The 13,137-nt window shown below is 43.2% G+C and carries 15 protein-coding genes; 14 read left to right on the forward strand and 1 reads right to left on the reverse strand.

From position 1 onward, the window contains the following. Positions 1 to 26: 26 nt before the first annotated feature. The 11 genes from SK578_RS04685 to SK578_RS04735 all read left to right on the forward strand — a co-directional run bounded on the left by SK578_RS04685 (position 27) and on the right by SK578_RS04735 (position 8,994). The gene (locus tag SK578_RS04685; protein WP_000631255.1) at positions 27 to 428 is read left to right on the forward strand and encodes a Spx/MgsR family RNA polymerase-binding regulatory protein; all 402 of its coding nucleotides are present in this window, start codon (positions 27 to 29) and stop codon (positions 426 to 428) included. Next, positions 428 to 706 carry a UPF0223 family protein gene (locus SK578_RS04690; RefSeq protein ID WP_042750949.1) on the forward strand — a complete coding sequence of 93 codons (279 nt, stop codon included), beginning with the start codon at positions 428 to 430 and terminating at the stop codon, positions 704 to 706. Before SK578_RS04685 ends, SK578_RS04690 begins: the two co-directional genes overlap by 1 nt. Beyond that, positions 696 to 1,469, forward strand: coding sequence for an inositol monophosphatase family protein (locus tag SK578_RS04695; protein ID WP_042750950.1), 774 nt, complete (start codon positions 696 to 698; stop codon positions 1,467 to 1,469). Before SK578_RS04690 ends, SK578_RS04695 begins: the two co-directional genes overlap by 11 nt. Then, complete coding sequence (locus tag SK578_RS04700) at positions 1,470 to 2,774, forward strand: RsmF rRNA methyltransferase first C-terminal domain-containing protein (protein WP_042750951.1); 1,305 nt, start codon at positions 1,470 to 1,472, stop codon at positions 2,772 to 2,774. Between the two features lie 327 nt (positions 2,775 to 3,101). Next, entirely contained in the window at positions 3,102 to 3,980 is an 879-nt protein-coding gene (locus tag SK578_RS04705; protein WP_000746329.1) for a phosphate ABC transporter substrate-binding protein PstS family protein, read from the forward strand. After that, a complete protein-coding gene (gene pstC, locus SK578_RS04710; RefSeq protein ID WP_001070903.1) occupies positions 3,980 to 4,897 on the forward strand; it encodes a phosphate ABC transporter permease subunit PstC in 918 nt (305 codons plus the stop codon). The genes SK578_RS04705 and pstC overlap by 1 nt, the downstream gene beginning before the upstream one ends. After that, positions 4,887 to 5,771: a phosphate ABC transporter permease PstA gene (pstA, locus tag SK578_RS04715; RefSeq protein WP_000543046.1), complete on the forward strand. Its 885-nt coding sequence runs from the start codon at positions 4,887 to 4,889 to the stop codon at positions 5,769 to 5,771. Before pstC ends, pstA begins: the two co-directional genes overlap by 11 nt. Positions 5,772 to 5,781: 10 nt before the next feature. Further along, positions 5,782 to 6,585 (forward strand): phosphate ABC transporter ATP-binding protein PstB, encoded by an 804-nt coding sequence (pstB, locus tag SK578_RS04720; RefSeq protein ID WP_000049848.1) that lies wholly within the window; start codon positions 5,782 to 5,784, stop codon positions 6,583 to 6,585. A gap of 12 nt (positions 6,586 to 6,597) precedes the next feature. Continuing rightward, positions 6,598 to 7,356 carry a phosphate ABC transporter ATP-binding protein PstB gene (gene pstB, locus SK578_RS04725; protein ID WP_000133483.1) on the forward strand — a complete coding sequence of 253 codons (759 nt, stop codon included), beginning with the start codon at positions 6,598 to 6,600 and terminating at the stop codon, positions 7,354 to 7,356. 11 nt (positions 7,357 to 7,367) lie between these two features. Beyond that, positions 7,368 to 8,021: a phosphate signaling complex protein PhoU gene (gene phoU / locus SK578_RS04730; protein ID WP_000946458.1), complete on the forward strand. Its 654-nt coding sequence runs from the start codon at positions 7,368 to 7,370 to the stop codon at positions 8,019 to 8,021. Between the two features lie 157 nt (positions 8,022 to 8,178). Then, positions 8,179 to 8,994 (forward strand): ABC transporter substrate-binding protein, encoded by an 816-nt coding sequence (locus SK578_RS04735; protein ID WP_000837375.1) that lies wholly within the window; start codon positions 8,179 to 8,181, stop codon positions 8,992 to 8,994. 126 nt (positions 8,995 to 9,120) lie between these two features. Here the strand turns inward: SK578_RS04735 and SK578_RS04740 are convergent, their stop codons facing one another. Then, entirely contained in the window at positions 9,121 to 10,392 is a 1,272-nt protein-coding gene (locus SK578_RS04740) for an aminotransferase-like domain-containing protein (protein WP_042750952.1), read from the reverse strand. A 140-nt stretch (positions 10,393 to 10,532) separates the two neighbouring features. On the opposite strand from SK578_RS04740, the gene budA reads away from it, so the two are divergent. The 3 genes from budA to murB all read left to right on the forward strand — a co-directional run bounded on the left by budA (position 10,533) and on the right by murB (position 13,043). Continuing rightward, entirely contained in the window at positions 10,533 to 11,264 is a 732-nt protein-coding gene (budA, locus tag SK578_RS04745) for an acetolactate decarboxylase (protein WP_004259844.1), read from the forward strand. 9 nt (positions 11,265 to 11,273) lie between these two features. Then, positions 11,274 to 12,026 carry a YhfC family intramembrane metalloprotease gene (locus tag SK578_RS04750; protein ID WP_042750953.1) on the forward strand — a complete coding sequence of 251 codons (753 nt, stop codon included), beginning with the start codon at positions 11,274 to 11,276 and terminating at the stop codon, positions 12,024 to 12,026. A 111-nt stretch (positions 12,027 to 12,137) separates the two neighbouring features. After that, entirely contained in the window at positions 12,138 to 13,043 is a 906-nt protein-coding gene (gene murB, locus SK578_RS04755) for a UDP-N-acetylmuramate dehydrogenase (RefSeq protein WP_042750954.1), read from the forward strand. Positions 13,044 to 13,137 lie beyond the last annotated feature (94 nt).

The raw sequence follows: 13,137 nt of genomic DNA on the forward strand, positions 1-13,137 counted from the left end.
CAAAGTATAGATAAGAAGAGAAAAGCATGATTACACTATTTCTATCACCGAGCTGTACTTCATGTCGTAAGGCTAAGGCCTGGTTAGAAAAACATAAGGTGCCCTTTGAGGAGCACAATATTATGACCAGTCCCTTAACAAGAAAGGAATTGCAACACATCCTTTCCTTGACCGAAAATGGTACTGATGACATCATTTCAACTCGTTCAAAAATTTTTCAAAAATTGAATATTGATGTAGAGAGTATTTCGGTATCGGAATTGCTTCATTTGATTGAGCAGTATCCTAGTCTTTTGCGTCGTCCAATTATTATCGATGCCAAACGCATGCAAATCGGTTTTAATGAAGATGAGATTCGTGCTTTTCTCCCTCGTAGTTACCGTAAGCAAGAACTAAAAGAAGCAAGAATGAGGGCTGGTATTAGTTAATGAACAAACAGTATAGTTACCCACTAGATTTGTCGTGGAGCACTGAAGAACTTGCTTCAGTGCTTTCTTTTTTTAATGATGTTGAAGCTGCCTATGAAGGCAAGGTAGAGGTTCAAAAGTTACTGGACTCCTATAAGGGATTCAAGGCGATCGTGCCAACCAAGAGCGAAGAAAAACGTTTGGGCCGAGAATTTGAAACGGTTAGTGGCTATTCGCTTTATCGAGCGGTTCAGGCTGCCAAGGAAAAAGGGGAAGGGAAGATTTCTCTTGGAAAGTAAATTTGAATTTGCCAAAGAGCTTGTCAAGAAGGCGGGCCAGTACATTCTTGACCATATGCAGGAAGATTTGCAAGTTGAGACCAAAACCTCTCCGACAGACTTGGTGACCAGACTGGACAAGGAAGTTCAGGAGCTATTGGTCGGTGAGATTTTGTCTCGTTATCCTGAGGATAAGATTTGTGCTGAAGAAGGGTGTCTGCGAGCCTCGGTTCAAGAGGGCAAGGTTTGGGTCATTGATCCGATTGATGGGACCAATAACTTTGTAGCCCAGCAGGAAGATTTTGCTGTTATGATGGCTTATTTTGAAAATGGTCAAGGCCAGTTTGGTCTCATTTATGATGTGGTCAAAGGGGATTGTTACCACGGTGGTGGGGAATTTCCAGTTTGTCTAAATGATAAGCCCCTAGCTCCCTTTAAAGCAAAACCACTTGGAGATTTTCTCATTGCAGGGAATAGTGGTATGTTGGAAACCAATGAATGGGGCTTGGCTGATTTGGGTCGAGCTGTCCTAGGTGTACGTGTCTATGGGAGTGCAGCCATTAGTTTTGCCAAGATTTTGTCAGGGCGTTTGTTGACCTATGTCACTTATCTGCAACCATGGGATTATGCTGCGGCTAGTATTTTAGGGGAAAGTCTGGGCTATCGGGTTGTGACTCTATCTGGTGAGGCTCCTGATTTTCAAACCAGACAGCCGGTCATGATGCTACCTCTTGAGATGCAGGAGGAAATTCAGTCCTATATTTACGAAAGGAAAAGAACTTAAATGCAATTTCCAGAAGGATTTGTTGAAAAATATGAAGAGATACTAGGAGATGAGGCAAGAGATTTTCTTGCCTCTTTTGAGGAGGAAGCGGTTTCGGCTTTTCGGGTCAATCCTTTAAAAGAAGCGCCAGTTTTCTTTCCTAATGCCATTCCTCAAACTCCTTGGGGACATTATGGGAAGGTTTCAGGGAAATCGCCTGAGCATGCTACTGGTTTAGTTTATTCGCAAGAACCTGCTGCCCAGATGGTGGCTCAGGTAGCCCAGCCCAGTCCTGGTATGAAGGTTTTGGACTTGGCAGCTGCACCGGGTGGAAAATCAACTCAGCTGGCAGCCTATCTAGCAGGGGAGGGTCTCCTTGTTTCCAATGAAATTTCAAGCAAACGGGCTAAGATTTTAGTAGAAAACATGGAGCGCTTTGGAGCGACAAATGTCGTGGTGACCAATGAATCTGCTGACCGCTTGGCCAAGGTTTTTAAAGGCTATTTTGACCTCATTGTCCTTGATGCTCCTTGCTCTGGTGAAGGGATGTTTCGTAAGCAACCAGATGCTATGGACTATTGGAGCTTAGATTATCCGAGTCAATGTGCTAGTTTGCAAAGAGAAATTCTGGAAGATGCAGTAACCATGTTAGCTCAAGGTGGTCGTCTGGTTTATTCTACCTGTACCTGGGCACCCGAGGAAAATGAAGAAATAGTCAATTGGCTACTGGAAGAGTATGATTTTGATTTGTTGCCAGTAGAGCATATCAATGGAATGGTAGCTGGAATTGACCTGACAGAAACGGCTCGTATGTACCCACATCATTTTAAGGGAGAGGGGCAATTTGTAGCCCATTTGCAATTTAAAGGTGAAAATCCAGTTCCTAAATTTAAGGCAAGTAAGAGCAATCTCAGCCGAGAACAAGTTGCCTTGTGGCAGGAATTTGCCCAAAAACATTTGAAGGTCAATCTAAGGGGTATCTTGCAGACTTTTGGAGACCAGCTTTATCTCTTGCCAGAACTTTTGCCAGATTTAGGGAAACTCAAGATTGCTCGCAATGGCCTGCATCTGGGTACCTTTAAGAAGAAACGCTTTGAGCCTAGTTTTGCTCTTGGTCTAGCCTTGAAACCGAGTCAGGTCAAGCAGTCAGTTGAAATTGACCAAGAAGCGTTTGTAAAGTATGTGGCTGGAGAAACTGTTCAATTGGCGGAAAGTCTGCCAAATGGTTGGTACCAAGTTTTGGTTAAAGGAAATGGCTTGGGCTTTGCTAAGGTGACGGGAAATGTTTTGAAAAATTATTTTCCAAAAGGCCTCAGATTCAAGTGAAAATGCTAGTCAAAGTAGCTTGTCTATGTTATAGTGGAAGTATGGATTTTTTTCAAATTGTCTTTCATTTTAAGTCAAAATTGGTGGAGATGGTAACTAAGCAAATTTCTAGTTAAACCAAGCTAATACTCTTCGAAAATCAAATTCAAACCGCGTCAACGTCGCCTTGCCGTACTCAAGTACAGCCTGCGGCTAGTTTCCTAGTTTGCTCTTTGATTTTCATTGAGTATAAGAACTTTAGTTGGCTCCCAATTTTAAAAAAGAAAAACATAAATAAATAGTTGAAAAAATTCACAGCATTCACCATTATTTTCAAGGAGAAAAACAGTGAAAAAAAGGAAAAAACTCGCTCTATCCCTCGCAGCTCTTTTGCTCGCAGGTTCTTTGGCGGGATGTGCTAGCTGGATTGATCGTGGAGAATCCATGACAGCTGTTGGCTCAACGGCTCTTCAGCCCTTGGTCGAAGCAGCAGCAGATGAATTTGGCTCTATGCACGTTGGAAAAACAGTCAACGTTCAAGGTGGAGGATCTGGTACAGGTTTGTCTCAGGTTCAGTCTGGAGCCGTTGATGTAGGAAATTCAGACGTATTTGCCGAGGAAAAAGACGGTATCAACGCATCCGCTCTAGTGGATCATAAGGTAGCCGTAGCGGGCTTGGCGGTAATTGTAAACAAGGAAGTTGATGTTGAAAATCTGACAACTGAACAACTCCGTAGCATCTTCACAGGTCAAGTGACCAACTGGAAAGAAGTCGGTGGGAAAGACCTAGCCATTTCCATTATCAACCGCGCGGCAAGTTCAGGTTCACGTGCAACCTTTGATAGTGTTATCATGGATGGTCAATCTGCCGTGCAGAGTCAAGAACAGGATTCAAATGGGATGGTTAAAAACATTGTTTCTCAGACACCAGGAGCCATTTCTTACCTAGCCTTTGCCTATGTGGATGACTCGGTTAAACGCATGAAGTTGAATGGCTATGAGCCGATTGCAGAAAATGTTACAACCAATAACTGGCCTTTGTGGTCTTATGAACACATGTATACCCTAGGTCAACCAAATGAATTGGTGGCAGAATTTCTCAACTTTGTCCTCTCTGATGAAGCGCAAAGTGGAATCGTTAAGGGAATGGGCTATATTTCTGTCAAGGAAATGAAGGTTGAAAAAGATGCTGTCGGAACGGTGACAGCACTAGAAGGGAGTCAATAATGAATCAAGAAGAATTAGCTAAAAAATTGCTTTCTCCCTCAAAGAACTCTCGTCTAGAGAAACTAGGGAAAGGCTTGACCTTTGCCTGTCTGTCTTTGATTGTCATCATTGTGGCTATGATTTTGATTTTCGTAGCCCAAAAAGGTTTGTCGACTTTCTTTGTCAATGGGGTCAACATCTTTGATTTCCTATTTGGCCAAACTTGGAATCCTTCAGGTAAACAATTTGGTGCCCTTCCTATGATTTTGGGTTCCTTTATTGTCACAATCCTATCAGCCCTTATCGCAACTCCTTTTGCCATTGGTGCGGCAGTATTTATGACAGAGGTCTCACCAAAAGGTGCTAGAATCTTGCAACCAGCTATTGAATTACTTGTCGGGATTCCTTCAGTCGTATATGGATTTATCGGTTTGCAGGTCGTAGTTCCCTTTGTCCGCAGTGTCTTTGGTGGAACTGGTTTTGGGATTTTGTCAGGGATTTTCGTTCTCTTTGTCATGATTTTACCGACGGTAACCTTTATGACAACGGATAGCTTGCGTGCGGTGCCTCGTCACTACCGCGAAGCTAGTTTGGCTATGGGAGCTACTCGTTGGCAAACCATCTGGCGTGTGACTTTGAAGGCAGCGCGTTCAGGGATTTTTACAGCAGTGGTCTTTGGGATGGCGCGTGCCTTTGGTGAGGCCTTGGCCATTCAGATGGTAGTTGGAAACTCAGCCGTTGTCCCAACTTCATTGACAACACCTGCTGCGACCTTGACCTCTGTGTTGACCATGGGTATTGGAAATACGGTTATGGGAACAGTTGACAATAACGTTCTCTGGTCACTGGCCTTAGTCTTGCTTTTGATGAGTTTGGCCTTCAACAGTGTGATTAAATTGATTACGAAAGAAAGAGGAAAGAAAAACTATGCACGCTAAGAAATTAGATAAAATTGCAACAGCTGTCCTCTACTCAATTGCAGGAATTATCGTTGCCATCTTGGCATCCTTGATTCTTTATATCTTGGTTCGTGGTTTGCCCCACATCTCTTGGTCTTTCTTGACTGGCAAATCCTCTTCTTACCAAGCAGGTGGAGGGATTGGAATTCAGCTCTATAATTCCTTCTTCCTTCTGGTTATTACCTTGATTATTTCTGTGCCCTTGTCTATGGGGGCTGGGATTTTCCTAGCTGAATATGCCAAGAAAGGTCCTGTGACCAATTTTGTCAGAACCTGTATTGAAATCTTGTCTTCACTGCCATCAGTGGTTGTGGGTCTCTTTGGTTACTTGATCTTTGTAGTTCAGTTTGAGTATGGATTTTCAATCATTTCAGGTGCCTTGGCCTTGACGGTCTTTAACCTGCCTCAGATGACTCGTAATGTTGAGGACAGCTTGAAACACGTTCACCATACGCAACGTGAGGCTGGTTTAGCCCTTGGGATTTCTCGTTGGGAGACAGTTGTCCATGTCGTCATTCCAGAAGCCCTACCAGGTATTGTGACGGGGGTTGTCTTGGCCTCTGGTCGTATCTTTGGTGAGGCTGCGGCTCTTATCTATACAGCAGGACAATCCGCTCCAGCCCTTGACTGGTCTAACTGGAATATTCTCAGTGTGACCAGCCCAATCTCTATCTTCCGTCAAGCAGAAACCTTGGCTGTCCACATCTGGAAAGTCAATAGTGAAGGTACCATTCCAGATGGAACCATTGTATCAGCAGGTTCTGCAGCCGTGCTCCTCATCTTTATCCTCATCTTTAACTTTGGAGCCCGTAAACTCGGAAGCTACCTACATAAGAAATTAACCGCTGCCTAAAGGAGAAGCCATGTCAAAATATAATTGGGATGAAAAGCATATCATCACCTTTCCTGAAGAGAAAGTGGCCCTCTCTACTAAGGATTTACATGTTTACTACGGTAAAAATGAATCTATTAAGGGCATCGATATGCAATTTGAAAAGAATAAAATTACAGCCTTAATTGGCCCTTCTGGTTCAGGGAAATCAACCTACCTCCGCAGTCTCAATCGTATGAATGATACCATTGATATTGCCAAGGTCACAGGTCAAATCCTCTACCAAGGGATTGATGTTAACCGTCCAGAAATCAACGTTTATGAAATGCGCAAGCATATCGGGATGGTCTTCCAACGACCAAATCCCTTTGCTAAGTCTATCTACCGCAACATCACTTTTGCCCATGAACGTGCAGGGGTTAAGGACAAGCAAGTCTTGGATGAAATTGTAGAAACCTCTCTTCGTCAAGCTGCCCTTTGGGACCAGGTCAAAGACGATTTGCACAAGTCAGCCTTGACCCTATCAGGTGGTCAGCAGCAACGTCTCTGTATCGCTCGTGCTATTTCGGTCAAACCAGATATCCTCTTGATGGATGAGCCTGCGTCTGCCTTGGATCCGATTGCGACAGCTCAGCTGGAAGAAACCATGCTGGAGTTGAAGAAGGATTTTACCATTATCATCGTGACCCACAGTATGCAGCAGGCTGCGCGTGCTAGTGACTACACAGGATTTTTCTACTTGGGTGACTTGATCGAGTACGATAAGACCTCTAATATTTTCCAAAATGCCAAACTACAGTCAACCAATGACTACGTAACAGGACACTTTGGATAGAAAGGAAACAGTATGACAGAAGCGATTTTACAGGTGTCAGACCTGTCCGTTTACTACAATCAAAAAAAGGCCTTGAATAGTGTTTCCCTATCTTTCCAACCCAAGGAAATTACAGCCTTGATCGGTCCATCTGGATCAGGGAAATCAACCCTCCTAAAGGCTATCAACCGCATGGGGGATCTTAATCCAGAGGTAACCACAACTGGTTCAGTGGTTTATAACGGCCACAACATTTACAGCCCGCGTACAGATACAGTTGAATTGCGGAAGGAAATCGGTATGGTTTTCCAACAACCAAACCCCTTCCCTATGTCTATCTACGAAAATGTTGTTTACGGGCTTCGTATCAATGGAGTGAAGGACAAGCAGGTTCTAGATGAGGCGGTTGAAAAAGCCTTGCAACGAGCTTCTATCTGGGATGAGGTCAAGGATCGCCTGCATGATTCAGCTATCGGGCTTTCAGGCGGACAACAGCAACGTGTCTGCGTTGCCCGTGTCTTGGCAACTAGTCCTAAAATCATTCTCTTGGATGAACCGACTTCAGCTCTGGACCCTATCTCGGCTGGTAAGATTGAGGAAACCTTGTATGCTCTAAAAGATAAATACACCATGCTCTTGGTTACGCGTTCCATGCAACAAGCCTCTCGTATCTCTGACAAGACAGGATTTTTCCTAGATGGAGATTTGATTGAGTTTAACGATACTAAGAAGATGTTCCTCAACCCACAACACAAGGAAACAGAAGATTATATTTCAGGAAAATTTGGATAAGGAGATAAATGATGTTACGTTCTCAATTTGAAGAAGATTTGGAGAAATTGCACAACCAGTTCTATGCAATGGGACAAGAAGTGCTATCCCAAATCAATCGGACAGTGCGTGCCTTTGTTACGCATGACCGTGATTTGGCCAAGGAAGTCATCGAAGACGATGCAGAAGTGAACGAATACGAAGTGAAATTGGAAAAGAAATCATTTGAAATGATTGCCCTTCAACAACCCGTTTCTCAGGACTTGCGTACTGTTTTGACAGTCTTGAAGGCTGTATCTGACTTGGAACGTATGGGTGACCATGCCGTTTCCATTGCCAAGGCGGCAATTCGTATGAAGGGGGAGCAACGCATCCCAGCTGTTGAAGAAGAAATAAAGAGAATGGGTCGCGATGTCAAGAACTTCGTCGAAGCAGCCCTTGAACTCTATCTCAATGGTTCAGTAGATCAGGCCTATGAAGTAGCAGCAATGGATGAAAAAATCAACCATTACTTTGATAGCATTCGTGACTTGGCTACAGAAGAAATCAAGAAAAATCCTGATGCCATTGTTACAGGTCGTGATTATTTCCAAGTGATTGCCTTCTTGGAACGTATTGGAGACTATGCCAAGAATATCTGTGAATGGGTTGTTTACTTTGAAACAGGTAAGATTGTCGAACTATAAAATAGAGTCATTCTGTATAAAAAGGAGCTTGAAATCAATAGATAGCTCCTTTTTTGAATGAAAAAAATATTTTTAAGATAAAAATTCAAAAAAACACTTGACAAGCAACTTGGATAGAGTTATAATTATACAAAATTAACAGAGAGGTCGTTTATTTATGAAATCGAAAAAATGGATATTTGTTTTATGTAGCTTTCTTGCAAGTTTCTTCTTAGTGGCTTGCCAGTCGGGTTCTAATGGTTCTCAGTCAGCTGTTGAGGCCATTAAGCAAAAGGGGAAATTAGTTGTGGCGACTAGTCCTGACTATGCACCTTTTGAATTCCAATCCTTAGTTGACGGGAAAAATCAGGTAGTCGGTGCGGATATTGATATGGCCCAAGCTATCGCTGATGAACTTGGGGTGAAATTGGAAATCTCAAGCATGAGTTTTGACAATGTTTTGACCAGTCTTCAAACTGGGAAGGCTGACCTAGCAGTTGCAGGAATTAGTGCTACTGATGAGAGAAAAGAAGTCTTTGATTTTTCAATCCCTTACTATGAAAACAAGATTAGTTTCTTGGTTCGTAAGTCTGATGTAGAAAAATACAAGGATTTAACTAGCCTTGAAAGTGCTAATATTGCAGCCCAAAAAGGGACTGTTCCAGAAGCTATGGTCAAGGAACAATTGCCAAAAGCTCAATTGACTTCCCTAACCAATATGGGTGAAGCTGTCAATGAATTGCAGGCTGGAAAAGTAGATGCTGTTCACATGGATGAGCCTGTTGCCCTTAGCTATGCTGCTAAAAACGCCGACTTAGCTGTCGCAACTGTCAGCTTGAAGATGAAGGACGGCGAAGCTAATGCAGTTGCCCTTAGAAAAAATAGTGCTGATTTAAAAGAAGTGGTGGACAAGGTCATCCAAAAACTCAAGGATGACGGTACCTACCAAAAATATCTTGAAAAAGCGGCAACCTTAACAGAAGTTGAAGAATAATACTCAATGAAAATCAAAGAGCAAACTAGGAAGCTAGCCGCAAGCTGTACTTGAGTACGGTAAGGCGACGCTGACGTGGTTTGAATTTGATTTTCGAAGAGTATAAGAAAAAAGCAGAGTTGGAAGTCAATCCAATTCTGCTTTTAAATAGTCTAAAACATTTTCCAGATTGTCTAAGGACACCTTGGCAAATTGATAAGGACAGGTGCTTAAATAGGCCTCTTCAAAGAAGTCTAAGCCCAGTTGACTGTGTTTGAGACTGGCGATTTTAGGATACTGTCTGAGGTCTAGTAATAAACCATCGTGAAGGGGGAAATGAGGAAGGGGACAAGGGGTGTTAGCTAGTCTTTCCTCGATTTGTTTTTGGTAGTCTTCCTGATTGGACAAGCGAGCTAGCCGATTTTTCTCAAATAATTGACTGTCAATATAGAGTGACAGGGCCTTTTGCATGATGAGGTTGCTGTCGTAGTCTAGGATATTTTTGTAGGCCACAAAGGCTTCTTTGATAGCATTTGGCAGAATGAGTGCTGTTATCCGCAGGGCTGGAAAGAGGCTGGTTGAGAAGGACTTGATATAAATGACGCGCTCCTCTGTATCTAGATAGTGGAAGGTCTGGCCCTTCTTGGAGTCCAAATCCCCCAGATAGTCGTCCTCTACGATATAGACCCCATACTTGGCAGCTAAGTCAAGAATAGCCCGTTTGTCCTGCTCTGAATAGGAATGCCCCAGAGGATAGTGAAAACGAGGAATGGTATAGAAAAACTTAATTTTTCCTGCTTTGAAGTGGCCTTCCAGTTCCTCCAAGTCAATCCCATCAATGCCTCGTTCGATCGTTTGATAGTCTAATCCTTGAGCAATCAAGAGGCGATTCATCCGATGATAGGTCGGTTGTTCCACCAAGATTTCCTTGGCTTGGCTAGGAAAGGATATTTGAGAGAGGATAAACAAGGCTTGTTGGGTTCCAGAAGTCAATACCAGTTGGTCTGCCTTGCAGTAGAGGGCTTGGTCAAAGAGGAGTTTATGAACAGATTGTCTGAGCTCTTCAAGACCTTCTTGGTTGTCATAGTAGTTGAAGAGGTAGTTTTCCCGGCCAATCAAGGTTTCATTGATACAGAGTCGGAAATCGTCATAGGCACTGGCATGTTCGTCAGTGACTTCGATTTCTAGATCCTGGTGTTGCCCTTGTTCTAGGACATAGTAACCACTCTGAGGCTTGGCATAGAGGTATTGTTCGTGCCGTAATTCCAACAGGGCCCTCTGGATGGTGTCCTTGCTACAGTGAAAGTCAAGGCTCAGTTGACGGATAGAAGGCAGACGACTTCCCGTCGGAAATCGTCCAGACTCAATGCCGTTTTTCAGATAGGAAACGACCTCTTGGTACTTGCTTTGTTTCTTCATTCCAAACCTCCCTTGATTTTGTTACATTGTACCCTTTTTTTCTTTCTTGGCAATGTCTAGGGTGTTTCTCTCGTTCACATCTAAGGCCAAATGTGGTATACTTAGGAGTAAGATTTATAGAATAACAGATAAGAAAGTGAATGGATAAGAACGTGCAGGAACCAGTGAAATTATTTCAATACAATACCCTTGGAGCCTTGATGGCAGGCCTTTATGGTGGTACCATGACAGTAGGAGAATTGCTAGAGCATGGTGACCTTGGTTTGGGAACCTTGGATTCCATTGATGGGGAATTGATTGTATTGGATGGCAAGGCCTACCAGGCCAAAGGCTCAGGAGATCAGCCAGAAATTGTGGAAGTATCACCAGATGCCCTTATTCCTTATGCAGCAGTAGTACCGCATCAGGCAGAGGTCATTTTCCGCCAGCGCTTTGAGATGACAGACAAGGAATTGGAAGAGCGAATCGAGTCTTATTATGATGGGGAAAATCTTTTCCGCTCTATCAAGATTCGCGGGGAATTTTCACATATGCATGTGCGTATGATTCCCAAGTCGACACCAGATACCAAGTTTGCTGAGGTCGCAACCCATCAACCTGAATATCGTCGAGACAATGTAGCAGGAACCATCGTTGGTTTCTGGACGCCAGAGATTTTCCATGGAGTCAGTGTGGCAGGCTATCATCTACACTTCATCTCAGATGATTTGACCTTCGGTGGGCATGTCATGGACTTTGTCATCAAGGAAGGGATTATCGAGGTGGGAGCGGTTGACCAGTTGGACCAACGTTTTCCAGTCCAAGATCGTCAATACTTGTTTGCTAAGTTCAATGTTGACGAGATGAAAAAAGATATTGAAAAGGCGGAATAGGAGAAGAAAATGACCATTCATATCATTATTACCATGTTGCTGTTGCTGGCTTTCTTGATAGGAAGCATTTGGTATGCCAAAAAGAAACACCAGATTAATCTAGCTGTCTTGGGCTTGGGGGCTGTTGCCTTCTTTGTCTCTTCACAGATTTTGGAAAAACTGGTGCATATCTTGGTTTTACATCCTCAAAAAGACGGTAGTATTGCCCTCTTACAAGACCATCCGCTTGTCTATATCATCTATGGCCTAGCCATGGCAGCATTTTTTGAGGAAACGGCTCGCCTTGTTTTCTTCAAATGGTTGGAGAAAAAGAGAAGTTTGGAAAAGGCAGATGCCTTGGCTTATGGATTGGGGCATGGTGGTTTGGAGTTGATTTTCCTAGGTCTTACTAGTTTGATTAATCTCTACATCGTTCTCTCAGCAGTTCAAACGCAAAATCCACAGGTTATGCAATTGCTGTCTGAAAATATGTTGAAAACTATTCAGTCGCTATCAGCCTGGCAGATTTATTTGCTTGGTTTTGAGAGAATCTTGGCGCTAGGTTTCCAATTACTCTTGACTGTTTGGGTTTACCAAGCTGTTCGCCAGAAGAAATGGATTTATCTCCTAGTGGCCTATGGACTACATGCCTTCTTTGACCTGGCACCATCTCTTGCCCAAGTTGGCTGGTTGACCAATCCAGTCTTAGTTGAAGTTGTCCTAGCAATTGAACTTGTTCTAGTCGCCTATGGAACAAAGGCTATCTTTTGCAAAAAATCATAAAAAGAGGGGAAACCTCTTTTTTTGTTTAAAATAAGCTCAAGATTTTTTTAGGGTCGTCAAATGGTCTTAAAAATGGTATAATGGAATGAATTTTGTAAAAGGAAGAGTGTCATGTCAGTAAAAGAAAAAATGCTTGAAATCTTAGAAGGGATTGATATCCGTTTTAAAGAACCCTTGCATAGCTATAGTTATACAAAAGTAGGTGGAGAGGCTGATTATCTGGTCTTTCCACGAAATCGTTTTGAGTTGGCTCGCGTTGTCAAATTTGCCAATCAAGAAAATATCCCTTGGATGGTTCTTGGCAATGCCAGCAATATCATCGTTCGTGATGGTGGGATTCGTGGATTTGTCATCTTGTGTGACAAGCTCAATAATGTTTCCGTTGATGGCTATACCATTGAAGCTGAAGCAGGGGCTAACTTGATTGAAACAACTCGCATTGCCCTCCGTCATAGTTTGACTGGTTTTGAGTTTGCTTGTGGCATTCCAGGAAGCGTCGGTGGTGCTGTCTTTATGAATGCGGGTGCCTATGGTGGCGAGATTGCTCACATCTTGCAGTCTTGTAAGGTCTTGACAAAGGATGGAGAAATCGAGACCCTGTCTGTCAAGGATTTGGCTTTTGGTTACCGCCATTCAGCCATTCAGGAGTCTGGTGCAGTTGTCTTGTCAGCTAAATTTGCCCTTGCTCCAGGAAGCCATCAGGTTATCAAGCAAGAAATGGACCGCTTGACGCACCTACGTGAACTCAAGCAACCTTTGGAATATCCATCTTGTGGCTCGGTCTTTAAGCGTCCAGTCGGGCATTTTGCAGGTCAATTAATTTCAGAAGCTGGCTTGAAAGGCTATCGTATCGGTGGCGTAGAAGTCTCAGAAAAACACGCAGGATTTATGATTAATGTTGCTGACGGAACGGCTAAAGACTACGAGGACTTGATTGAGTCTGTGATCGAAAAAGTCAAGGAACACTCTGGCGTTACTCTTGAGAGAGAAGTCCGTATTTTAGGTGAAAGCAAGTAGGAAGCTGTAGTTGAAAAGCTGCTGCTATGTCATGGAAAGGGGGTGAAAGCCTATCGTCAGTGCAGAAGAATGTAGGCAGTTCAATCTCCTACAC

It is taken from the genome of Streptococcus mitis (assembly GCF_000722755.1).
Taxonomy (GTDB): domain Bacteria; phylum Bacillota; class Bacilli; order Lactobacillales; family Streptococcaceae; genus Streptococcus; species Streptococcus mitis_CM.

What these genes read in the sequence shown, in the direction of transcription:
- SK578_RS04740 (WP_042750952.1), bottom strand. Translation starts at nt 10,392, where the DNA reads ATGAAGAAACAAAGCAAGTACCAAGAGGTCGTTTCCTATCTGAAAAAC.
- pstA (WP_000543046.1), top strand. Translation starts at nt 4,887, where the DNA reads ATGCACGCTAAGAAATTAGATAAAATTGCAACAGCTGTCCTCTACTCA.
- pstB (WP_000049848.1), top strand. Translation starts at nt 5,782, where the DNA reads ATGTCAAAATATAATTGGGATGAAAAGCATATCATCACCTTTCCTGAA.
- SK578_RS04750 (WP_042750953.1), top strand. Translation starts at nt 11,274, where the DNA reads ATGACCATTCATATCATTATTACCATGTTGCTGTTGCTGGCTTTCTTG.
- SK578_RS04735 (WP_000837375.1), top strand. Translation starts at nt 8,179, where the DNA reads ATGAAATCGAAAAAATGGATATTTGTTTTATGTAGCTTTCTTGCAAGT.
- pstC (WP_001070903.1), top strand. Translation starts at nt 3,980, where the DNA reads ATGAATCAAGAAGAATTAGCTAAAAAATTGCTTTCTCCCTCAAAGAAC.
- SK578_RS04690 (WP_042750949.1), top strand. Translation starts at nt 428, where the DNA reads ATGAACAAACAGTATAGTTACCCACTAGATTTGTCGTGGAGCACTGAA.
- SK578_RS04700 (WP_042750951.1), top strand. Translation starts at nt 1,470, where the DNA reads ATGCAATTTCCAGAAGGATTTGTTGAAAAATATGAAGAGATACTAGGA.
- phoU (WP_000946458.1), top strand. Translation starts at nt 7,368, where the DNA reads ATGTTACGTTCTCAATTTGAAGAAGATTTGGAGAAATTGCACAACCAG.
- budA (WP_004259844.1), top strand. Translation starts at nt 10,533, where the DNA reads ATGGATAAGAACGTGCAGGAACCAGTGAAATTATTTCAATACAATACC.
- murB (WP_042750954.1), top strand. Translation starts at nt 12,138, where the DNA reads ATGTCAGTAAAAGAAAAAATGCTTGAAATCTTAGAAGGGATTGATATC.
- pstB (WP_000133483.1), top strand. Translation starts at nt 6,598, where the DNA reads ATGACAGAAGCGATTTTACAGGTGTCAGACCTGTCCGTTTACTACAAT.
- SK578_RS04685 (WP_000631255.1), top strand. Translation starts at nt 27, where the DNA reads ATGATTACACTATTTCTATCACCGAGCTGTACTTCATGTCGTAAGGCT.